Annotated in this window: 22 protein-coding genes and 1 pseudogene; all 23 read left to right on the forward strand. The window is 51.4% G+C overall.

Going from position 1 to position 22,825, the window contains the following annotated elements; all coding sequences use genetic code 11:
* Positions 1-19: 19 nt before the first annotated feature.
* Positions 20-1,750 (forward strand): hypothetical protein, encoded by a 1,731-nt coding sequence (locus tag B9Z33_RS15415; RefSeq protein ID WP_146183833.1) that lies wholly within the window; start codon positions 20-22, stop codon positions 1,748-1,750.
* A 200-nt stretch (positions 1,751-1,950) separates the two neighbouring features.
* On the forward strand, positions 1,951-2,367 hold the full coding sequence (locus tag B9Z33_RS15820; protein WP_369916734.1) for a GtrA family protein: 417 nt from the start codon (positions 1,951-1,953) through the stop codon (positions 2,365-2,367).
* Positions 2,364-3,179, forward strand: a complete 816-nt coding sequence (locus B9Z33_RS06345; protein ID WP_108286219.1) for a glycosyltransferase family 2 protein — start codon at positions 2,364-2,366, stop codon at positions 3,177-3,179. Before B9Z33_RS15820 ends, B9Z33_RS06345 begins: the two co-directional genes overlap by 4 nt.
* 21 nt (positions 3,180-3,200) lie before the next feature.
* Complete coding sequence (locus B9Z33_RS06350; RefSeq protein WP_158270185.1) at positions 3,201-4,067, forward strand: lysylphosphatidylglycerol synthase domain-containing protein; 867 nt, start codon at positions 3,201-3,203, stop codon at positions 4,065-4,067.
* 1 nt (position 4,068) lies between these two features.
* Positions 4,069-5,532: a hypothetical protein gene (locus B9Z33_RS06355; RefSeq protein WP_108286221.1), complete on the forward strand. Its 1,464-nt coding sequence runs from the start codon at positions 4,069-4,071 to the stop codon at positions 5,530-5,532.
* Positions 5,525-5,923 carry a capsular biosynthesis protein gene (locus tag B9Z33_RS06360; RefSeq protein ID WP_199220304.1) on the forward strand — a complete coding sequence of 133 codons (399 nt, stop codon included), beginning with the start codon at positions 5,525-5,527 and terminating at the stop codon, positions 5,921-5,923. The genes B9Z33_RS06355 and B9Z33_RS06360 overlap by 8 nt, the downstream gene beginning before the upstream one ends.
* Entirely contained in the window at positions 5,923-6,666 is a 744-nt protein-coding gene (locus B9Z33_RS06365) for a glycosyltransferase family 2 protein (protein WP_108287019.1), read from the forward strand. Before B9Z33_RS06360 ends, B9Z33_RS06365 begins: the two co-directional genes overlap by 1 nt.
* Before the next feature lie 282 nt (positions 6,667-6,948).
* A pseudogene (locus tag B9Z33_RS06370) lies at positions 6,949-7,995 on the forward strand (nucleotide sugar dehydrogenase); the annotation flags it as partial.
* Between the two features lie 17 nt (positions 7,996-8,012).
* On the forward strand, positions 8,013-8,414 hold the full coding sequence (locus B9Z33_RS06375; RefSeq protein ID WP_108286223.1) for an FdtA/QdtA family cupin domain-containing protein: 402 nt from the start codon (positions 8,013-8,015) through the stop codon (positions 8,412-8,414).
* Positions 8,411-8,887, forward strand: a complete 477-nt coding sequence (locus B9Z33_RS15790; RefSeq protein ID WP_108286224.1) for an acyltransferase — start codon at positions 8,411-8,413, stop codon at positions 8,885-8,887. Before B9Z33_RS06375 ends, B9Z33_RS15790 begins: the two co-directional genes overlap by 4 nt.
* A complete protein-coding gene (locus B9Z33_RS06385; RefSeq protein ID WP_108286225.1) occupies positions 8,871-9,989 on the forward strand; it encodes a DegT/DnrJ/EryC1/StrS aminotransferase family protein in 1,119 nt (372 codons plus the stop codon). Before B9Z33_RS15790 ends, B9Z33_RS06385 begins: the two co-directional genes overlap by 17 nt.
* 4 nt (positions 9,990-9,993) lie before the next feature.
* Positions 9,994-11,238, forward strand: coding sequence for an O-antigen translocase (locus B9Z33_RS06390; protein WP_108286226.1), 1,245 nt, complete (start codon positions 9,994-9,996; stop codon positions 11,236-11,238).
* Positions 11,239-11,242: 4 nt separating this feature from the next.
* Entirely contained in the window at positions 11,243-12,178 is a 936-nt protein-coding gene (locus B9Z33_RS06395) for a glycosyltransferase (protein WP_108286227.1), read from the forward strand.
* A 24-nt stretch (positions 12,179-12,202) separates the two neighbouring features.
* Complete coding sequence (locus B9Z33_RS06400; protein WP_108286228.1) at positions 12,203-13,198, forward strand: NAD(P)-dependent oxidoreductase; 996 nt, start codon at positions 12,203-12,205, stop codon at positions 13,196-13,198.
* 44 nt (positions 13,199-13,242) lie between these two features.
* Positions 13,243-14,490: a hypothetical protein gene (locus tag B9Z33_RS06405; RefSeq protein WP_108286229.1), complete on the forward strand. Its 1,248-nt coding sequence runs from the start codon at positions 13,243-13,245 to the stop codon at positions 14,488-14,490.
* On the forward strand, positions 14,483-15,643 hold the full coding sequence (locus B9Z33_RS06410; protein ID WP_108286230.1) for a glycosyltransferase: 1,161 nt from the start codon (positions 14,483-14,485) through the stop codon (positions 15,641-15,643). The genes B9Z33_RS06405 and B9Z33_RS06410 overlap by 8 nt, the downstream gene beginning before the upstream one ends.
* Positions 15,627-16,220: a sugar transferase gene (locus B9Z33_RS06415; RefSeq protein ID WP_108286231.1), complete on the forward strand. Its 594-nt coding sequence runs from the start codon at positions 15,627-15,629 to the stop codon at positions 16,218-16,220. The genes B9Z33_RS06410 and B9Z33_RS06415 overlap by 17 nt, the downstream gene beginning before the upstream one ends.
* Positions 16,217-16,873, forward strand: a complete 657-nt coding sequence (locus B9Z33_RS06420) for an acetyltransferase (protein ID WP_158270186.1) — start codon at positions 16,217-16,219, stop codon at positions 16,871-16,873. The genes B9Z33_RS06415 and B9Z33_RS06420 overlap by 4 nt, the downstream gene beginning before the upstream one ends.
* A 10-nt stretch (positions 16,874-16,883) precedes the next feature.
* Entirely contained in the window at positions 16,884-18,098 is a 1,215-nt protein-coding gene (locus B9Z33_RS06425; RefSeq protein ID WP_108286233.1) for a DegT/DnrJ/EryC1/StrS aminotransferase family protein, read from the forward strand.
* A 66-nt stretch (positions 18,099-18,164) separates the two neighbouring features.
* On the forward strand, positions 18,165-20,117 hold the full coding sequence (locus B9Z33_RS06430; protein WP_108286234.1) for a nucleoside-diphosphate sugar epimerase/dehydratase: 1,953 nt from the start codon (positions 18,165-18,167) through the stop codon (positions 20,115-20,117).
* A gap of 335 nt (positions 20,118-20,452) precedes the next feature.
* Positions 20,453-20,854: a transposase gene (locus B9Z33_RS06435; RefSeq protein WP_108286235.1), complete on the forward strand. Its 402-nt coding sequence runs from the start codon at positions 20,453-20,455 to the stop codon at positions 20,852-20,854.
* Positions 20,851-21,186, forward strand: coding sequence for an IS66 family insertion sequence element accessory protein TnpB (gene tnpB / locus B9Z33_RS06440; RefSeq protein WP_146183834.1), 336 nt, complete (start codon positions 20,851-20,853; stop codon positions 21,184-21,186). The genes B9Z33_RS06435 and tnpB overlap by 4 nt, the downstream gene beginning before the upstream one ends.
* An 81-nt stretch (positions 21,187-21,267) precedes the next feature.
* Positions 21,268-22,812, forward strand: coding sequence for an IS66 family transposase (locus B9Z33_RS06445; RefSeq protein ID WP_108287021.1), 1,545 nt, complete (start codon positions 21,268-21,270; stop codon positions 22,810-22,812).
* Positions 22,813-22,825 lie beyond the last annotated feature (13 nt).

Below are 22,825 nucleotides of genomic sequence, written 5' to 3' on the forward strand. Positions count from 1 at the left end.
AATAATATATATTAAAAAAATGAAAAATATAGCAGGGACGTATTTCGGTAAACATTGGTGGCTATTGGTAATTCCGCTGATGTTATACGCTTTTATTGCATTCAGAGAAATTGGACTGCCAGGTCTTTACATGGATTCTGTAAATCCAGACTATATGGCAGCTTGGCTTTTGCGCGGAAATCATCATATTCCAGTTTGGATTTTTCCCGATAACTATTTTGCGGGTACGGAACGTTATCCTTTGCTCAACTCTTTGTATGGCGGAAATATTACAGCCTATATTGGATTAATTTTTTTTAAAATTACGGGCTTTGGTCTTGTCGAAGTACGTATTTTTCACGCGCTGCTTGGAATGTTGGTGTTGGTGTCCTTGTCGTGGTGTCTTCATAAATGGCAATTTCCACGTTTTGTAAGTAGTTTTGCCCTTTGCTTGCTTGCGATTGATCCAACTTTCCTTTTTGCATGGCGTTTGCAGTATTATTTACAATTGTTTCCTTTAATTTTTATGTTTGTAGGATTGGGACTGCTGGGTGAGCATTATAAAAGAATAAAGTTGGATGTTAGAGGGCATCATAATTTATTCTTTGCTGGTATTTTTCTTGGTTTGTCGGCATACTCATATTTTATTTTTGCCTTTTATTCAGCAGTGATTGTTACTATGTATATTAATCACTGTCGACATCACTTATCACTACGCAGCATTGTTATTCCTTTAGTTATGGGCGCGGGGTTGGGTTGGTTGCCTTATATCTATGCTCATGCCTCCCTCATTCTGATTACAGATTTTCATGCCTATCAGGAAATGTTGCGAGGACTCCAGACTAGCTATGGTGTTATAGATCAGAATCAGGGTGGGATTATTGATCGCCTTCATATTGTTGCTGAGAGATTTTCTTCTTTAGTTGCTGGTCGTGCATTGCAGATAAATGTATTCGGAAATTGGGTGGGATCTGGTTTCCTTATTTTGTTGCACTGGTTGATTTTTATTTCTGGCCCGGTGATTTTGGTTATTTATTATATTGTTAGATTGGTTTGGCAATTGGAGTCTATGGTAGATTGGTGCGAAAAACCGTTATGGTTATTTGCTAAAATAATGACCACTATACTCATTATTCATGTTATTTTCGGATTAATTGTGGGGCGTCCGCTCGGTCTTCAGCATTATGTAATGTTACTTCCAATCATGTATTCTATGACAGCTGCTGCTATTGTTTATCTGTGGCAAACAGTCATTAATTTACAGTATTATTTGGGAGTCTCGCGCGGTGTAATGGCCTCTCTTTTTGTTGGTATGATAGCAACAAATTATTCATTATCATGGGATCTTATTGATCGATTAAAGCAGACTGGTGGTTCGCGAATGTATTCTGATGTTATTAATGTAGCGGCATCCCATATACAGAATTTAAACTCAGAAACTATTTTATTATTTCCGCAATGGGGTTATTGGATGGGGGTTGTAACTATTACTGGTCCTAGATTTTCAAGCTATGAAGCCCTTTCTCTCAACGAAATGCAGGTTAAACTTAATAATGATACAAAACTCATTAAGCAACAATCCTTTGCGATGATTATAGGAGAAGAGCTTCTGAAGAACGGAACTGAAGAGACACGTAAGAAGTTAGAAAAATTTGTAGAGTCTAGCGGATTGGAGATTATAAACATTACCTATTGTTTGGGACGCAATGGGGTCGATCAAATTTGGTTGATCCAAATGACACGCAAAGAAACGCAAAAACTATATAATTAAAAATTTAATTATAAGATGAATAACTAAAAAAATCTATAAATTTCGTAAAATTTTCTAATTAAAAATTAATATATATAATAAGATCAGTAATTTAAATATTTTACGTTTTCTTGATGTCTTGTTTGGATTATGTTTATTAGCACTCTTTTTTTAAATGAAAATATGGCATTATCGTGGATAAAATTCTAACTATTGCGAGAGTGTTCTTCAGTTTTACTTTGTTGTCGGGTCTCGGTTGGGTCTGCGACTTCGTGACCTTCACCTTATTGGTGAATTTGTCCAATTTAGAAATCTTCAAGGCCAATTTTGTATCCTCTTATGTGGGCGTAACGTTCGTTTGGTTCACTTCACTCAAGACGGTGTTTAAGCTTGGTGGTAAGGGGTCAAGTATTTTTTTAGTTGTTTACTGGTGTTTCCAGTTCGTTTCTATATTGATCTACTCGCAGTTGATGCACATGACTGTTCATGAAATACCAAGTATATTTCAGCTAGTAAAAATTAGTCAAAACCCTGAAATTGCCGCTAAAATTATTATTACTCCGTTTAATCTTGTTACTAACTTCATATTTATGAAGTTTCTTACGCACCTATTTGCGCAAAAAGCATTACGTCCATGACTGAGTCTATCCCTCGAATACTTGTTTTTATTCCCGCATATCGCTGTGAAGCGCAGATTCCGCGCGTCATTGACCAATTCGATGAGAACGTTCAGCAATGGGTTGATACTGTTATTGTTATAGATAATCGGTCGCCAGACAATACGCTATCAGCGACTATAGAGCGTAGTAAGTCGCGATTTACGCAATGCCGCTTTATTGCCTGGCTAAATGATAAAAACTACGGTTTGGGCGGTTCGCACAAGGCGGCTTTTCGCTACGCTATCGAACAAGGTTTCGATTATCTTATCGTGTTACACGGTGACGATCAGGCAGACATTCGTGACGTGATTCCCGAACTCGAACGAGGTGCGCATTTGGATGTGGATTGCCTACTTGGTGCCCGTTTCATGAGCAGTAGTCGGCTCAAAGGGTATTCTCGGATTCGCACTTTGGGCAACCATGTCTACAATAAACTATTTTCTCTGTCAGTTTTCCGTAATATTCACGACCTTGGTTCAGGTCTCAATTTGTATCGTTTGGATACTTTTCGCGAGTTCTATTACAAATCCTTCCCGGACGACCTGACTTTCAACTATGTAATGTTGCTGGCAAGTTACCATGCAGGGCAGCGTGTACGCTTTTTTCCGATCAGCTGGCGTGAAGAAGATCAACTTTCTAATGTTAAGCTGTTCCGGCAGGCTTTCAAGGTTTTGGGTATGCTCGGCGTCTTTTTCTTTAAACGCGGTACCTTTCTGACGTATGAAATGCGAACCCAGCCCTTCGAATCTTACAGCGGAAAAATCGTTCACAGCATTGATCGAAGAAAGTGATCGGATACTATGGCTCTAAATGTGCGCATCTATCTCGTCCTGCTGACTTCCATGGTGCTTGGCTGGCTGCTTATATGCGCCCATTCTATTGAGCTGTTGGTACGCTACACAGATATACTGATATTACTCGGTATTACTCTACTCTACATTGCTTCCCATGGCTTTCGTATGTTGCGCCTTGCATTGCTGACGCTGGATGAGCGCGACAAGGCTTTTGAGCTCATTACTGCGCACGCACTAACTGCTTTTCCAAGTAGTTTCCTACCCTTTAAAATAGGTGAGTTATTACGTCTTTCGGCTTTCTTCCATGTCTTTGGTCACCGTCGTAAAGCTTTTGCTATTTGGCTAGCTGAGCGTTTCGGTGATGTACTAGTAATTACTGCGCTAATTCTCAGTCTTTACTTATTTAATGTAAGCATGCCAAATTCGATGCGTGCCATATTCATCATATTTACTCTGGTTAGCGTGTTTGGTTTACTCGGATTATTCGCAGTGGCCAATGTTTTAGTCTATCTCAATCGACATTTGGTGCTCACCAGTCATAGTGCTCGCGGTCTTATGTTGCTACGTGCTAGCTATGTGCTGCGTCGTCTTGAGTTGGAGATTTACAAATCAGTCGAAGGAAGGCTTATAGGATTTCTGTTACTGTCAATGTTAATATGGGCGTTGGAGATAGCTGCTCTATCAGCGTTCATAAACCATTATTCTATAGGGGAACTTGACTTTGCATCCATGTTTACCTCTGGCTTGTTAGCAAGCCTGCCTGGTGGAGTTGTTGGTGAAGCTAGAGCCTTTGGACTCTATCAATCATTAGCGCTTGCACTTTTAACGGTGCTTTTTCTTGCCGCCTTGTGGTTAGCAAATAACCTCAAACTAGTGAGGTATTGATATGTCTGATTTGCATCAAAAATTTCTCATGGTCCTTGATGATCGAGAATTCACCAGCGGCGATGTGAGTAGTCTTGTCGGTATCCGTCGCTTTGGCGACATTATTTTTAAGCGTCGCGCACTTATTGAACATTTTCGCGCCTGTTTACCTGAATGGGCAGGCAAACGTTTCATCCATTTACGCACTGCTGAAGATGTAGTTACCCTACGCGCCACACTAGAGGCCAGTAGCGAAGATTGCGCTGTTTGTGTTATCGCAGGACGAGCAGGCTTCATAGAACCTGAACGAATAAACCAGCTTATAGAGCGACTACCTTACTCAGAAGAAGATTTTACAGATAGGCTTTACAAGCCTTTATTGGTTTTTCTACGTAATGCACACAGTTTAATTGAGCAATGGGCTGCGTTTGAATCTGCACCTTTACACGCATGGGAGCAAGGCTGGCAGGGCAGTCAGCGTGTGCAGTCGGTACAGCCGCTGGATCTGGGAAAGATTAGCGATTTCTTAAGTTTCACTTCCGGCTCGACTGCTACTAGGCATTTTAATCAGGTTAGTATTGACACTTATTACTATACAAATAGTTCGTCTGATCGTCGCAAGATGCTAGCAGAATATTCATTTTATGGTCTTGTACCTGAATCAATGCGGCCTTGGCTAATTCAGCCCTTCGATTATCAGGATCACAATGATCATGCCTCCTATAGAATGCTGCGCTATTATTTTGCTGACGCTGCGTTGCAATGGGTGCATGGCGCTTTCAATGCTGAGACTTTCGAGTCTTTTGTGGATCGATTGTTGTTTTTTGTCGCCGAGCGCCCGCGTAGAATTTGTAGCAAGGAGAAATCTTCTCGCGTAGCATATGAACTTTTTGTAATCAAAGTAGAGGCGCGTGTGAAACAGTTCCTCGCCTTGGATGATGGGCAACGTATCAATGTGCTGGCAACCAGCGCTACTTCTGAACTTGATCTGAATCAGCTGCTTAAGCGTTACCTACATCTTTACAATCGTTATAAAAATGGTTTTGCCTTTGAATATGGAGTGGTCGGTCATGGCGATCCTTGTTTTTCGAATATCCTCTATGATCAGCAACGTTATTTACTTAAGCTAATTGATCCCAAAGGAGCTATAAATGAGGAGGATTTATGGACTCATCCGCTTTACGATCTATGTAAAATATCTCACAGTGCCCTTGGTGATTATGATTTCATAAATAATGGGCTTTATAGCGTAGGTTTTTCCGATAACAATGACCTTGTATTATATATAAATTCTGATAATAATCTTGCTCTTAAGTCGATATTTAGGAGTCGTGTGCATAAAATTGGTTATGACGAGCGCGTTATGCGGTTGGGGGAGGCATCATTATTTCTTTCTATGTTACCACTGCACATTGATTATCCGAATAAAGTAATTGCCTTCATGTTGAAGGCTAAACAAATTCTTGATGAGGTTGATAGTGAATAAAGCATTTGAAGAATCCGAGGGCGTGCTGGTCGTAGATATCGATGGTACACTTTGTGACATCAAAACGGCCAATCAGTCCTATGCTGAGTTGAAACCAAGGCATAATATTATTGAAAAGCTACGTGAATACCAAAATTGTGGTTATCGCATTTTACTATTTACTTCGCGCAATATGAAAACTCACAACAATAATCTGGGACTCATTAATAAGCATACTGCCCCGGTAATGCTTGAGTGGCTCGCAAAGTGGGACATACCTTATGATGAGATTTTATTTGGTAAACCTTGGCCGCGTAGCAAGGGGTTCTATATTGATGATCGTGCAATACGACCGGAAGAATTTCTCAATTTATCTGAAGAGGAAATTCAAAAGCTGTTGGGGCAAGAATGATGAAGCAGAATGTCGTTATAACTATGGCCGGTCGTGGTTCGCGTTTTTACGAGGCTGGTTACACTGTGCCCAAGTATGAGATTATGGCTCATGGTCATAATCTATTTTATTGGTCTTTATTGTCCTTAAAAAACTTCCTAAGCCATGAGAGTCATCTGATATTTGTATGTCTGGAAGAAAATCACTCGGCTGATTTTGTGCGTGAGCATTGCAAAAAAATGGGGTTACAGAATGTTCATATTGTCGAGTTAGCCGAAATATCGGATGGACAAGCTACCAGTGCTTATGTGTCACGCGAGCTGTGGCTGTCTGATGCGCCTCTGCTAATTTACAATATTGACACCTATGTGAATCCGCTTGTATTGCATCCTGCACATATTCATCCAGATTCGGATGGTTGGGTGCCTTGTTTTCGTGCATCCGGCGATCATTGGAGTTTTGTAAGCCTAGGCGCCGACGGATGGGCCACAGATATTACTGAAAAGAAACGCATCTCTGACTATGCTTCCATCGGTCTATACTGGTTCGCTCATGCCAGCGATTTTGTAGAAGCCTATGAAGAGTTCTTTTCTAATCCTGCTAATCTTGTGAAAGGGGAGCGTTATGTGGCGCCGCTATATAAACACCTTCTTGGAAATGGCAAGAATATTTCAATTGCTGATTTTCACGTGCAGGATGTACATGTACTGGGGACGCCAGCTGAATTAAATGAATTTATTAAGAAAGACATGCGCCAAAACTAAGAAGAATATAAAATATTAACCACTGGCAATGTCTTGATTTTTCATGAATCTTCCCCTCAAGTATTGATGAAGATGTGGTGATTAATGTTATCATGTGTAGTCTTCGACGGTTATTTAAATTTTTTATTTATTTAATTTATTTTAAGCATTGGATCGGTTTTGCAAAGCCAGAGCGTGATGTGAATAAATTTTAATAATTAAGGGTAGTGTTCAGATAATAAAAAAACTTAATGCAATGGCCTTCTATTTTTTGAGGGCGATTATATATGAAAATAAATAAGCATGATGATTAATAAAAAAATAGCCATCATAGGCTTGGGCTACGTCGGCCTTCCCCTGGCCGTCGAATTTGGCAAACAACGCGAAACGCTTGGTTTTGACATCAACCAGTCACGCATCCTCGAGCTGCAGTCTGGCCAAGACCACACGCTGGAGTGCAGCCCCGAAGAGCTGCGCAGCGCAGTGCATTTGCGCTACAGCGCCAACCCCTCAGACTTGCAAGCAGCGCATGTGTTCATCGTTACGGTGCCCACCCCGGTAGACCAGGCCAACCGCCCCGACATGACGCCATTGGTCCGAGCCAGCGAGACCGTGGGCAGGGCCCTTAAAGTTGGGGATGTGGTCATTTACGAGTCCACCGTGTACCCCGGTGCGACCGAAGAGGTTTGTGTGCCCGTGCTCGAAAAGTTCAGCGGGCTCAAGTTCAACACAGATTTTTTCTGCGGCTACAGCCCCGAGCGCATCAACCCCGGTGACAAAGTCAACACACTCACCACGATCCGCAAAATCACCAGTGGCAGCACACCCGCAGTGGCCGATGAGGTCGATGCCTTGTACCAAGGCATCATCAAGGCGGGCACTTGGAAGGCCAGCAGCATCAAGGTGGCCGAGGCCGCCAAGGTGATTGAAAACAGCCAGCGCGACCTGAACATCGCGTTCGTCAATGAGCTGTCGGTCATTTTTGACCGCATCGGCATCGACACGCTGGAAGTGCTGGAAGCGGCAGGCAGTAAATGGAATTTTTTGCCGTTTCGCCCCGGTATGGTCGGTGGGCATTGCATTGGCGTGGACCCTTATTACCTGACCCACAAGGCCGAAGAGTTGGGCTATCACCCGCAGGTCATTTTGGCGGGTCGCCGTATTAACGACGACATGGCACGCTATGCGGCGCAGGGCATCATCAAGCGCATGCTGCAAAACGGCATTGACGTGGCCCGCAGCACGGTGGGTGTGATGGGCATCACGTTCAAAGAAAATTGTCCGGATATTCGCAACAGCAAAGTGGCTGATTTGGTGAAAGAGCTGAAAGGCTGGGGCGTCAATGTTGTTCACATTGGAACGAACAGATGAGTTTGATTAAAACGATTGATTTCCCACCTTTGGGTGATGAGCGGGGTTCGCTCGTTGCCCTTGAAGCGCACAAAACCGTGCCTTTCGATGTCAAGCGGGTTTATTACATTTTTGGCACCAAACCGGGCGTGTCCCGCGGTTTTCATGCGCACCGCGCCTTGCAGCAGGTGTCCGTTTGCGTCACCGGCAAGTGCCGCATGGTGTTGGACGATGGTCACAAGCGTGAAGAGGTGTGGCTAGACTCGCCCACCAAAGGCCTGCTGATTGGCGATTTGGTTTGGCGCGAAATGCACGATTTCAGCCCGGATTGTGTGTTGTTGGTGTTGGCCAGCGAGTTTTACGACGAGACCGACTACATCCGTTCTTACGACGAATTCAAACGGGTTGTGGCGTCATGAGCTTTGTTCACCCACTGGCAGATGTGGCCGAGTGCCAAATTGGCTCAGGCACACGGGTTTGGCAATTTGTGGTGGTGCTCAAGGGCGCTCGCATTGGCGCTGACTGCAACATTTGCGCCCAAACCTTGATAGAAGGTGATGTGGTGATTGGCGACCGTGTGACGGTCAAGTCGGGTGTCCAGATTTGGGATGGCACGGTCGTGGGCGATGACGTGTTCATTGGCCCCAACGCCACGTTTTCAAACGACTTGTACCCCAGGTCCAAACATTACCCGGATAAATTTTGCGGCGTCACCATCCACAAGGGCGCAAGCATTGGGGCCAATGCCACCTTGTTGCCTGGCGTGATCATTGGCGAATACGCCATGGTGGGGGCTGGTGCTGTGGTGACCAAAGATGTGCCGGCCCGTGCGGTGGTGGTGGGCAACCCGGCCAAAGTTGTGAGATATTTAGCAGATGATTCCCTTTCTTGATTTAAAAGCCATCAACCAGCAATACCGCCAGGCCCTGGTCGATGCGGCCACGCGGGTCATCGACTCCGGCTGGTATGTGCTGGGCCAAGAAGTCAAAGCCTTTGAGCAAGACTTTGCCGTCTATTGCGGCGCCACGCACTGCGTTGGCATGGCCAATGGCTTGGACGCGCTGGTGTTGACCCTGCGTGCCTGGAAAGAAATGGGCAAGCTCCAAGAGGGTGACGAGGTCATCGTGCCCGCCAACACCTACATCGCGAGCGTGTTGGCCATCACCGAAAACGGGCTCAAGCCAGTGTTGGTGGAACCCGATGAGCGCAGCTTTAACCTTTGCCCCGACAAGGTGCGGGCCGCCATCACGCCCAAGACCAAGGCCATGGTGGCGGTTCACCTGTATGGCCAACTCGCGCCCATGAAAGCACTCATGGCGATTGCCCAAGAACATCAGCTGTTGGTGTTAGAAGATTCTGCGCAAGCGCATGGCGCTTCGGTAGACGGCAAACGGGCAGGCAACTGGGGGCATGCGTCGGGCTTCAGTTTTTACCCCGGCAAGAATTTGGGCGCATTGGGCGACGCGGGGGCAATGACCACCAACGATCCCGAACTGGCCCAAACGGTGCGGGCCCTGGGCAACTACGGCAGCCACAAAAAATACGAAAACCTGTACCAAGGGCTCAACAGCCGATTGGACGAAATGCAAGCTGCGCTTTTGCGCGTGAAGCTGCAACACCTGGACGCGGAAACACGCGTGCGCCAAGAGATTGCTGTGGCCTATGCCCAGGGCATCACCAACCCTTTGGTGCGCCTGCCCATTGGCCCTGATAGCACGCTGGACGCATTGGCCAGTCATGTGTTTCACCTGTTTGTGGTGCGGGTGCAGCAGCGTGCCGCCTTTCAGGCGCACCTGAAGGCGGCGGACATTGAAACCTTGATCCATTACCCGATTCCACCGCACCAGCAACAGGCGTACAAGGCCTACAGCAGCTTGCAGCTGCCTTTGACCGAAGCGATCCACAGCGAGGTGGTGAGCTTGCCCATTGGGCCGACCATGACGGCGGCGCAAGTGCAGCAAGTGATTGCCGCTTGCAACGCCTACCGCGGTTGATGTTTTGACGCTCATCAGGACGAGCCTGCTCAACGCCGTTGCGGTGGGCGTGAAGATGCTCACCTTGCTGGGCATCAACAAAATATTGGCCGTGTATGTGGGCCCTGCGGGTTATGCGGCGCTGGGGCAGTTTCAAAATGCGGTGCAGATGGTCATCACTTTGGCCAGTGGTGGCATCAACACAGGGGTGACCAAATACACCGCCGAATACCACGAGGACGAGCGCCAGCAAAAGCGGGTCTGGCAAACCGCTGGAACGATTGCCTTGGCAGGCTCGTTCATCTTGAGCGTGTTGGTCTTGATCTTCAGGGCCGATTTGGCCTTGTGGTTTTTGGGTGACGAGCGCTTGGCCTCGGTGTTCGTTTGGTTTGCCGCCACCTTGGTGTTGTTTGTTTTCAATACCTTGCTGCTGGCGATATTGAATGGCAAAAAAGACATTCCACGCTATGTGGTGGCCAACATTGCCGGTAGCCTGTTTGCGCTGGCGGTCACGGCTTGGATGGTGGTGCATTGGGGGCTGTATGGCGCCCTGGTGGCTTTGGCGGTCTACCAGTCCTTGGCGTTTTTTGTGACCCTGGCCCTGTGCATCAAAACCCCTTGGTTTCATTGGCGGCACCTTTTTGGCCGTTTGGACAAAGAGGTGGCCCAGAATTTGGCCAAGTACACGGCCATGGCCTTGACCTCTGCGGCCGTGGTGCCCTTGAGCCATATCTTGATTCGCAACCACCTGGGCGAAACATTGGGGTGGGCGGCCGCAGGCTACTGGGAGGCCATGTGGCGATTGAGCGGTGCCTATTTGATGCTCGTGACCACAACGCTCAGTGTGTATTATTTGCCACGCTTGTCAGAGCTAAAAACCCGGGCCGAAATAAAAAAAGAGATTGTTGCCGGGTATCGCGTGATATTGCCTGTGGCGGTGGTGTGTTCGTTGTTGGTGTATTTGCTGCGCGAGCCCATTGTCAAAATCTTGTTCACTGAAGATTTTCTGCCCATGGATGTGCTGTTTTTTTGGCAGCTGATGGGTGATGTATTGAAAATTGCAAGCTGGATTTTTGCATTCGTGATGCTCGGCAAGTCGATGACGGTGCTGTTTATCTCGACTGAAATTATTTTTTCTGCTGCATTTTTAGGGTTAACCATTATTTTGGTGGAGCATATGGGTTTGGTGGGGGTGTCTGTGGCCCATGCGATCAATTACGCTTTGTATTGGGTGGTGGTGGCGTTTTTGGTGAGCCGAAAATTAAAATAAAAATATGACATTTCCTAAAGTTAGCATTGCGATCATCACCTACAACCAGAAAGATTTTTTGGGCGAGTGCATTGAGTCTTGTTTGGCCCAAGATTATGAAAATTTTGAAATCGTCATCGCAGACGATGGCTCAACAGATGGCACAAAAGAAGTGATATTGCGCTATGCCGCCCAATATCCGACCCTCATAAAACCCGTTTTGGCGGCTAAAAACTCGGGCATCTCTGTCAATTGCAACAACGCTTGGCGTGCTTGCTCTGGTGAATGGATCAAGACCATTGCAGGCGATGACAAGCTAAAGCCCCAATGCCTGAGTTTGTTTGTGGCGCAAGCTGCCAAAGACGAGGGAACGTGTGATGCTTATTTTTCGCACATGACGACATTTGACAAAAATGGTGCTGTCAATGAAGTGCGCTTGGATGATTTTTTCTTCGGCTTGTCAGACGAAGGCAGGTTGAAATTTGCGTTGTACAAAAATCCACTGCCTGCTCCGACTTGTTTCATCAAGAAATCCGCACTCCAGGATGTGGGCTTTGCAGATGTGGATTTTATGATGCTGGAAGATTATCCTTTGTGGTTCAAGCTGCTCGAATCGAAGAAGAAAATTTCTGCAATTGATGCCTCGACCATTTTTTACAGGGTGGGGTTTGGCGTGTCGAATGGGGCCGAGAAGATCTGCAACATTTGGTATGTCCGGTCGCTTCATTTGTTTCGGGTAAAAAAACTGTGGCCCCATCTGCATGGCTGGTCTTTGCTGAAAAAGCTGGATGACCTGGCTTATTTTTACCAAAATTCCATAGGCTATAAATTCTTGGGCAATCAAAGGGGTTGGGCTCATTCGGCCTTGGTGCTTTTGATGGCACCTTTGAGGTTGTTTTCCTTCTTGTTGCTGTCCAAGCGGGTGTTTGCGTGGGTGATTCGCTCCACAACGCTGCGGTAATTCATCCAACAAGAAGAAATTGAGATGTCTGACCCGATGAACATGACAAGCTTGGCCAAGGAGCCGCGTGGCCTTGTGGCCGTGACAGGGGCTTCGGGCTTCATTGGCAAGGTTTTGCTGCCGCAGTTGCTGTCTGCTGGCTGGCGGGTGCGGGTGTTGACGCGTGAGCCGCAAAAGTGGACCGAATCAGCGGGGGGCGATGTTTTTGTCGGCGATCTGGTGGATACGCGTGATTGGTCTGGCTTTTTGAAGGGGGCGGATGTGGTGATCCATGCCGCTGCAGAAATCCGCCAGCCCGAGGTGATGATGGCGGTGAATGTGCAAGGCCCCGAAAGGCTGCTGCATGCGGCAGTGGCCGCGGGTGTGCGGCGTTGGGTGCAGCTATCGAGTGTGGGGGCCTATGGGCCTGTTTTTGAGGGTTGTGTGGATGAGCACAGCCCCGAGAAACCCGCAGGGCCCTACGAGAAGACCAAAACCCTGTTTGATCAGCTGCTGCGCGATGCGTCGAGGCTGGGACAATTGGAGGTTTGCATTGTCAGACCGAGCAATGTGTATGGCCCCGGCATGGTGAACCAGTCGCTGTTTCAGATGATGAACATGATTCGCCGTGGATGGTTCGCCTACATGGGGCCCGCGGGTGCATCGGCCAACTATGTGCATGTGAATGATGTGGTCAGTGCTTTGCTGCTGTGCGCAGCGCTGCCGCAGGCTTCGGGCAAGACCTACAACGTATCGGATTGGTCGACCATGGAGGACTTGGTCGAGGCGATGGCCAAGGGCATGGGTGTATCTGCACCCACGCGCAGATGGCCTTTGGGCTTCATGATGTTGTTGGCAAGGTCTCTGCAATGGTTGCCGCGTTGGCCCTTGACGGTGGCGCGTGTGCGAGCCTTGAGCGGGCGTGCTCGGTATTCGACGCAGCGGATCGAAGAAGATTTGGGTTGGCGTGTTTCGGTGCCGGTGGTTCGCGGGATGCAGGCCTTGTCGACTCAGGGACACTGTGCGGACGCGCAGACCTAAGATTTGGCAAATACTGAGTGAACAATTTTGAGTTAACAGGGTGAATGATGTTTGAGACAAATTTTGCGCCGCTGAGTCGTGCAAGCAGGCTGTGGGCTTGGGTGTTGATGCTGGCTGCGCTGGTGTTTTCACCCATTTACGTGTACGCCAGTGGCTTGCCGCAACCCGCGCACGTGGTGATGTTGGTGGCGGCTGTGGCGCTCATATTTTTGAACTTGGAGCGGTGCAAAAATCTGCTGAAGGGGAATGTCCCTGGCGTTTTGTTTTTGGCTCTGGTGGCGGTCATCAATGCCGCTTATGCCGTGTATTACCAGGACAAAGGCTTCATTGTCGGCACGGTTTATTGGGTCTATGGTTATTTGTTGTTGCTAGCAGTGTTGTGCATGGCCCGTGATGAATGGGTGGCGACGTGGACGGCGCGATTCATCCTTGTTGCATTGAGCCTGGTTATTTTTGCCTATGTGGTGGGCTGGGGTGGGTACACCTGGTGGCCCAGATACCAGTATTTCTTCAATGGCCCCAATCAGTTGGCCTATTACGCCATGTGCTTGTTTTTGGTTTATGTGGCGGTTAACCGTGGCAAGCTGAGCTGGGACTTTTATGCAGCTTATGCGTTGATGATTTTTGTGGTGATCACGACGGGTGGCAGAAGCGCGTATTTGGCTGTTGCCCCCTTGGTGGCGCTTGTGTTGTGGATGAGTCGGAAAAGTCTTTTGAAGTTGATTCTGGTCTTGCTGATTTCGGGGTTGACCAGTTTTATTTTTGAGCCTTTGTGCTTGCCTGCGTTCAAGCCTGGAGCCAATGGCAACCAGTATGTGGACTGTCATGTGAAGCCGGAGCCTGGTACAGCCGAGTCTCGTTTCATTGCAGCCGATACGGCGATTCGAATGACCGACTTGAGCACAGAAAAAGAGGTGACTGACCACAAGTCAGTGCACAAACAGCTGCTGGCGCGCGGCTACTTGCGTTTCATTGAGAGCCCGCAGTATCTTTTGTACGGCGCAGGGCAAGGTCGTGATGAGCGATTTGGTGATGTCGATGGGTTTGTCTACGAAATTCACTCATCTTTGATGGCCGTTGTTTTTTACTATGGCGTTCTAGGCTTGTTGCTGTTTCTGGCTTTTGTTTGGAAGCTTTTCCCGGTGAAGCAAAACCTGTTTTTCTTGACGCCGTTGTTCGTTTATGGCTTGTTCACTTACGGATTGCGAACACCTTATTTTTGGATCGCGTTGGGTTTCTTGGCTTTGATGCCGAGTTTGCTGACGACATCGAAAGCGCCAGTGGATGACTGAGGCTAAAAAACCATTGCTGTATTTTGTGGCGTCTCAACCGATGAGTGTGGTGGCTTTTTTGCTGCCCCATTTGAAAGGACTGACACCACACGCCAGACTGCGAGTGCTGGCCAATACACAAGAGGCCGATTTGTTGTCACGGCGTGGTTTGGACGTGCCGGTGGAATGTGTGGCCATTGAACGGCACATTCGGATTTGGCAGGATGTGTTGGCTTTGGTGGCTTTGTACAAGTCGTTCGTTGTGAACAAACCAGATGCGGTGCACACCATCACGCCCAAGGCGGGCTTGCTGGGCATGGTCGCGGCATGGCTTGCACGGGTGCCGGTGCGGGTGCACAGTTTTACGGGGCAGGTTTGGGTCACGCGCCGTGGGCCGATGCGTTGGCTGCTGAAGGCGGCTGACAAATGCATTGCAGCCTTGGCGACCGATGTGCTGGTGGACAGCCCGTCGCAACGCGCTTTTTTGATCGCGCAAGGTGTGGTGAGGCCTGAGCGCAGCACGGTGTTGGGCGCTGGGTCAATTTGTGGGGTGAACACGCAGCGCTTTTGCCCAAGCGCTGAGGTGCGGCAGGCAGTGCGCGCTGAGTTGGGCACCCCTGCAGATGTCTTGGTGTGCCTGTATTTGGGCAGACTGAACCGCGACAAGGGTGTGCTGGATTTGGCCAGTGCCTTTGGCCAAGTGGCCAAGGCGCATCCGCATGCAGAGCTTTGGGTGGTGGGGCCTGATGAAGCGAATTGGTTTGAGCAGATGCAAGCCCTGATGGGCGATGCGAATAGACAAGTCAAACGGGTGGGCTTTACGCCTGAGCCTGAGCGCTTTATGCAAGCGGCCGATTTGTTTTGTCTGTCCAGCTACCGCGAGGGTTTTGGGTCTTCGGTGATTGAGGCGGCGGCCTGTGGCGTGCCTGCTTTGGCATCACGCATTTATGGGTTAACCGATGCCGTGAAGGAGGGGCAAACCGGCTGGATGCACGAGGCGGGCCATGTGCAGGATTTGGCCCAGCAGCTCCACACCTTGTTGGCCAACCCTGCTGATTTGGCCGTCAAAGGGCAAGCGGCTCGGCAATACGCCCAAACGGTGTTTGCAGAAGAGGCCATTACCGAGGCGATGGTGCAGTTTTATAAGAAGCGCTTGAATGAAACGACTGTTTGATTGTGTGGCCGCGTTGCTGGCTTTGCTGTTGCTGGCCTTGCCTTTGTTGGTTTTGGTTTGGCTCATTCGCCGCAAGCTGGGCAGCCCTGTGCTTTTTCGTCAGGTGCGTCCGGGTTTGCATGGGCAACCGTTCACCATGGTCAAGTTTCGCACCATGACCGATGAGCGTGGTACAGATGGGGCGTTGCTGCCCGATGCGCAGCGCATGACACCCTTTGGCCGCTTTTTGCGTGCCACCAGCTTGGACGAACTGCCTGAGCTGTGGAATGTGTTGCGCGGTGAGATGAGCCTGGTGGGGCCACGGCCTTTGTTGATGGAATATTTGCCGCTCTATACGCCTGAACAAGCTCGCCGCCATGAGGTGCGCCCCGGAATCACGGGTTGGGCTCAGGTGAATGGCCGCAATGCCATCAGTTGGCCAGACAAGTTTGCATTGGATGTTTGGTATGTCGACAACCAGAGCCTGTGGCTGGACATCAAGATACTGTGGATGACGGTGCGCAAGGTGTTGGTGCGCGATGGGATCAGCGCGGCAGGCGAGGCGACCATGTCTAAATTCACGGGGTCAGAGTCTTGAAACGTTTTGCCATTTTTGGGGCCAGCGGCTATGGCCGTGAGGTGATGCCTCTGGTGCGCCAGCAGTTGCAGGCCGATTTGGCGGCGGGCTTGGCCGATCTGGTGTTTGTGGACGATCAGCCGAGCGCGCCTGTGCTCAACGGGCAACGGGTGCTGACTTATGCCCAGTGGTTGGCCGAGCCTGCCAGCAGTCGCCACATGAATGTGGCCATTGCCAACAGCCAGGTGCGACAAAAGCTGGTGGCACGTTGCGCGGCCGATGGCGTGCTGTTTTTTGAAGCGCGTGCGGCCAACGTGGTGCAGCTGGACGATGTGCAGCTGGGTGAGGGGGCTGTGTTGTGTCCCTTTGTCACGCTGACGAGCAATGTGCGGATTGGCCAACATTTCCACGGCAATATTTACAGCTATGTGGCCCATGATTGTGTGATTGGCGACTTCGTGACCTTTGCGCCGGGTGTGATGTGCAACGGCAATGTGCATGTTGAGGATCACGCCTACATTGGTACGGGCGCGGTCATCAAACAGGGTTTGCCTGGTGCGCCATTGGTCATTGGCCGTGGTGCGGTGGTGGGCATGGGTGCGGTGGTCACCAAGAGTGTGCCGCCGGGGGTGACGGTGGTGGGTAGTCCGGCCCGACCTTTGATCAAGAACTGAAAAACTCAAGATGTTGAATACCCCTTTTTCTGCTTGGCCCAGTTTTACCGCCGAAGAGGCCGATGCGGTGCATCGTGTGGTGATGTCCAGCAAGGTCAATTATTGGACGGGCACTGAGACCCGTGAGTTTGAAAATGAGTTTGCCGCTTGGTGCGGCACTGCGCACGCTGTGGCACTGGCCAACGGTACGCTGGCGCTGGATGTGGCGCTGAAGGCTTTGGGTATTGGCCCGGGGGACGAGGTGGTGGTGACGCCCCGCACGTTCATTGCGTCGATTTCGTGCGTGGTCAATGCGGGGGCGGTGCCGGTGTTTGCCGACGTAGAGGCTGATTCGGGCAATGTGTCTGCACGCACGATAGACGCAGTGCTGACGCCCCGAACCAAAGCCGTTATTTGTGTGCATTTGGCAGGTTGGCCTTGTGATATGGACCCGATCATGGCGCTGGCCGCGCAGCATGACTTGAAGGTGATTGAGGATTGTGCGCAGGCGCATGGGGCACGCTACAAAGGCCGCCCCGTGGGCAGCATTGGCCATGTGGGGGCGTGGAGTTTTTGCCAAGACAAAATCATGACCACCGGCGGCGAGGGTGGCATGGTGACCACCAATGACGAGGCGCTGTGGCGAGCCATGTGGGCTTACAAAGACCATGGTAAAAGTTTTGAAGCCGTTTATGAGCGCCAGCACCCACCAGGCTTCAGGTGGTTGCATGAGAGCTTTGGCACCAATTGGCGCATGCTGGAGATGCAGGCGGTGATTGGGCGCATTCAACTTCGCCGCATGCCTGAGTGGGCCGCAGCACGCAAGCGCAATGCTGAGGCTATTTGGGCGACGTGCCGCGAGTTTTCGGCGTTGCGGGTGCCGCAAGTTAAGTGCGCGAGCTGCCCTGGCGCTTGTCACGCAGCTGGCGCAAGTTGTGAGCATGCGCATTACAAGTGTTATGTGTATCTGCAGCCAGAGCGTTTGGCCCCGGGGTGGTCACAAGACCGGGTTGTGGAGTCCATCACCGCTGAGGGCGTGCCTTGCTACCAAGGGTCATGCTCAGAGGTGTATCTTGAAAAGGCGTTTGACGGCACCGGCTGGCGTCCTCAAGAACGCCTGCCCGTGGCCAAGATGTTGGGCGAGACATCCATCATGTTTTTGGTGCACCCAACACTGACCGAGGCTGAAGTGGCCAAGACGTGTGATGTGGTACGCCGGGTGATGGGTTTGGCAAGCCGACCTTGACCCTGCTCGAATTTGACCGATGGCGTCCTCTTGTCATATCCGCGTAGCGCTTATTCATGGTTTGAAATGAACACTGGTTCTTTGACTGATTTTTTGTTGTTCTTGCCGCGACCTGTCAAACGTGCTGTGGCCTTGGGCGCTGATGCGCTGATGTGTGCCATCACGGTCTGGATGGCGTTCAATCTGCGTTTGGAGTCTTGGACCGCTTGGTCGCATGCGCATTTCACGGCATTTGCTGGGGCAGCAGCGTTTGCTTTGCCACTGTTCATTATTTTTGGTTTGTACCGGGCCATTTTTCGGTATGCCGGATTGCCTGCTTTGATGACGGTGCTAAGAGCCGTTGCGTTTTACGCACTCATTTATTGTTTTGCATTTACTTTTGTTGGCGTGCCTGGTGTGCCTCGCTCTGTGGGCATCCTTCAACCGTTGTTGCTTTTATTGGGCGTTACCTTGTCACGGGCATTTGTGCGCTATTGGTTGGGTGGTATCTACCAAGGCATTTTGGGGCGCAGCAGTCTGCCGCAAGTATTGATTTATGGCGCGGGCTCTGCAGGGCGGCAGTTGGCTGCTGCTCTCAAAACCAGCCCGGAGCTGGTGGTCGTGGGCTTTCTGGATGACGATGACCGTTTGCATGGGCAGGTGCTCAATGGTCTGAAGATTTATGACCCGGCAAAGATCGTGGCATGGGTGACAAAGCTGCATGTGACGCAGGTGTTTTTGGCGATGCCGTCGGCGTCACGTGCAAGGCGCAATGAGATTCTGGAGCTGGTCCGCGCCGCCCATGTGCAGGTGCGTACTTTGCCTGGGGTGTTGGAGTTGGCTCAAGGCAAAGTGCAGGTATCGGATCTGAAGGAGCTGGATATCGAAGACTTGCTCGGCCGTGACCCGGTACCTCCCAATCCATTGATGCTGTCCATGAACATCACGGGCAAGGTGGTGATGGTGACTGGCGCGGGTGGTTCGATTGGTTCGGAGCTTTGCCGGCAGATTGTCAAGTTGGGGCCTTCGACCTTGCTCTTGGTGGAGCTGACGGAGTTTGCGTTGTATGCGATTGAGCATGAGTTGCAAAGCCGCATTCTTGAAGAGTCTGCAGTCGATGTGAAATTGGTGCCTTTGCTGGCCAACGTGCGCGATGCATCGCGCATGGCCGAGATATTCCGCACCTGGAAGCCGCACACGGTCTACCATGCAGCGGCTTATAAGCACGTGCCGCTGGTTGAACACAACCCGGCAGAGGGTGTGAAGAACAATGTGCTGGGGACTTTGACCACGGCCATGCAAGCAGTCGCGCATGGCGTGAGCGACTTCGTGTTGATCAGCACCGACAAGGCGGTGCGCCCCACCAATGTGATGGGGGCCAGCAAGCGCTTGGCCGAGATGGCGTTGCAGGCCCAGGCGGCGGTGATGGAAGGGCAGAGGCAAGAGCCGGTTGGCAAGACGCGTTTCAGCATGGTGCGCTTTGGCAATGTGCTGGGCTCTTCGGGCTCTGTGGTGCCGCTGTTTCGCAAGCAGATCAAGGAGGGTGGCCCGATCACCCTGACGGATGAACGGATTACCCGCTATTTCATGACCATCCCCGAGGCGGCGCAGCTGGTGATTCAGGCCGGGGCCATGGCCAGTGGTGGCGATGTGTTTGTGCTGGACATGGGCGAGCCAGTGCGCATTGCCGATTTGGCCCGACGCATGGTGGAGCTGTCTGGTTTGGGCCTCAAGGACGCGAACAACCCGACCGGCGACATCGAAATTCAGGTGACGGGCTTGCGCCCCGGTGAAAAGCTGTACGAAGAGCTGCTGATTGGCGACAACCCCTTGCCCACCAGCCACCCCCGCATCATGAAAGCCCACGAAGACTTTTTGGTTTGGGATGAATTGCAAGCCAAGTTGTCTGATTTAGGCTTGGCACTGGACGCCAACAACGTGCCCCTGATCCGCACCCTGCTCAAGGATCTGGTGCCAGGCTACCAACCCGATGGCGAGGTGGTGGATTGGGTGTGGATGGAGAACGCCAAAACCGCGTGACCCGTTTTAATTGGGGTCAGATCCCAATTATTTTGCAACAAAGGAGCCTGTGGCTCCTTTGTTGTTTGTGGGGTGGCAAAAGGGCTTGAGTGGGTGTCTTGTAGGAGCGAGCCCCTGCTCGCGAATGGTTGCACGAGTCACTGCATGCATTCGGCCGCAGGGGCGGCCTCCCACAAGAGATAGGCCTCTCACAGGAGATATGCCTCCCACAGGGGATGGGCCTGCCACAAAGTCAAAAAGGCCAGGGTGCTTAGACCGTAAGCGTCCGGCCATCCCATCTGGCAATGACGTCTCCAATCTAAGAGCATTGTGTCCACGTAAAAGATCGTGGACACATGTACACCAACAACCAACTCACCCAGACTGGCCGCAGCCGTCGCACTTATAGCCCCGAATTCAAGGCCCAACTGGTGGCCGCCTGCCGCATCCCCGGCATGTCGGTCGCCTCCGTGGCCCGAAACCACGGCATCAATCACAACATCCTGCACCGCTGGTTGCGTGAGCTGTCTGACTGTGGCCAGCCTCGTATGCATTCGGCCGTTGAATTGGCGCCACCTGGCTTCATCGAGTTACCCATGCCAGCGTCCTTGCCTGTTCCCTCACCATCCATCACACCCCTCATCACAGAAGGATGCGTTCACCTCGAACTACAACGTGGTGAACTGTCTCTCAAGCTGTCTTGGCCTGCATCCAGTGCCGCCGAATGCGCAGCGTGGCTTCGTGAGCTTTTGCGTTGATTCGCATCGACGCAGTCTGGATGTCCACCGAGCCGCTGGACATGCGTGCCGGTGCCGACACCGCCTTGGCCCGCGTGGTGCAAGTCTTTGGGTCAGCCCACCCGCATCACGCCTATTTGTTTGCCAATGCCCGCGCCAACCGGATGAAGGTGCTGGTGCATGACGGCGTTGGCGTGTGGCTGGCCGCCCGCAGGTTGAACACGGGCAAGTTTGTCTGGGGCGATGCCCGGCTGTCGCCCCGACTGCCGATGAACGCCGCCCAGCTGAGCGCTTTGGTGCTGGGCTTGCCTTGGCAGCGCATGGGCGATGCGGGCGTGATCACGGTGCTGTGAGTGTGGGTGATGCGCTAGCTGCAATTCAATTGGGGCATCTGCCAATAGGCTGACGGCGTTGCTTCGGTGATGATTACGGCCATGAGTGAAGTCGTTGATCTGCAAGCCATGGACGAAGGGCAAGTGCGCCAGATGTTGGCCAGCATGCTCACGCAGATCAGCGCCCGAGACGCCACCATCCGTTTCAAGCAAGCCCTGATCGACAAACTCACGCACGAGAACGCGGTTCTCAAACGCCTTAAGTTTGGCCTCAAGAGCGAGAAGATGAACGCCGAGCAGCGCAGCTTGCTCGACGAAACCCTGGACGCAGACTTGGCTGCTGTGTCCGACGAGATCGCACTGGCTGTGCCCGAATCAGCCGCGGCCAAAGACAAACAAACGCCCAAGCGCCAGCCCTTGCCCGCCGAGCTGCCCCGCCAGACCTTTGCCCACGAGCCCGAGTCCACCGTGTGCACGGCTCCCGGCTGTGGCGCCCAGATGAAGCGCATGGGTGAGGACGTGTCTGAGAAGCTGGACTACGTGCCAGGCGTCTTCAGCGTGCACCGCCATGTGCGTGGCAAATGGGCTTGTGCCTGCTGCCAAACCTTGGTGCAGGCGCCGGTGGAGCCTCACGTCATCGACAAAGGCATCCCCACACCGGGACTGCTCGCCCAGGTGCTGGTGAACAAGTTTGCCGACCACTTGCCGCTGTACCGCCAGGAAGCCATCTTTGGCCGCGCTGGTGTGGCGATCCCCAGATCAACGTTAGCCCAATGGGTGGGCAGCTGCGGGGTTGAGCTGCAACCGCTGGTGGACGCTTTGAAGCGAGACATTCTGAGCCGCAGCGTGATCCACGCCGACGAAACCCCGGTACAGATGCTCAAGCCGGGGCACGGCAAAACACACAGAGCGTATTTGTGGGCCTATGCGGCAGGAGCGCATGAAGACATCAAGGCTGTGGTGTACGACTTCTGCGAAAGCCGAGCGGGGGCAAACGCCAAAGCGTTCTTGGATGAATGGCGAGGCTCGCTGGTGGTCGATGACTTCAGTGGCTACAAACAACTCATGGGCGATTCGTCGGATCAGATCACCGAGGTCGGCTGTTGGGCGCACGCTCGGCGCAAGTTCCACGATTTGCAGTTGGCCAACCAAAGCCAGATTGCCGAACAAGCGGTCAGGCAAATGGCGCAGATCTATGCGGTCGAGCGCGAGGTCAAAGAACTCAGCGCCGAAGAACGCTTGGCGATACGGCAAGACAAAAGCCAGCCGCTGGTGCAGACCTTGTACGAGTGGCTGGTGCTCAATCGGCAAAAGGTACCCGAAGGCTCGGCCACGGCCAAAGCCATTGACTACAGCCTTCGGCGCTGGAGGGCTTTGACACGGTTCTTAGAAGACGGCCAAGTGCCAGTGGACAACAACTGGATCGAGAACCAAATCAGGCCAATTGCGATTGGCAGGAACAACTGGTTGTTTGCGGGCTCGCTGCGCGGCGGACAAAGAGCGGCGGCGGCCATGAGTCTGATTCAGTCGGCCAAACTGAATGGTCACGACCCGCATGAGTACTTGAAAGATGTGCTGACGAGGTTGCCGACGCACATGAACAGCCGGATTGAAGAGCTGCTGCCGCACCGCTGGAGTCCGGTTTAGTGTCTACGTGTCC

The sequence above is a fragment of the Limnohabitans sp. T6-20 genome (assembly GCF_003063505.1).
Taxonomy (GTDB): Bacteria; Pseudomonadota; Gammaproteobacteria; order Burkholderiales; family Burkholderiaceae_C; genus Limnohabitans_A.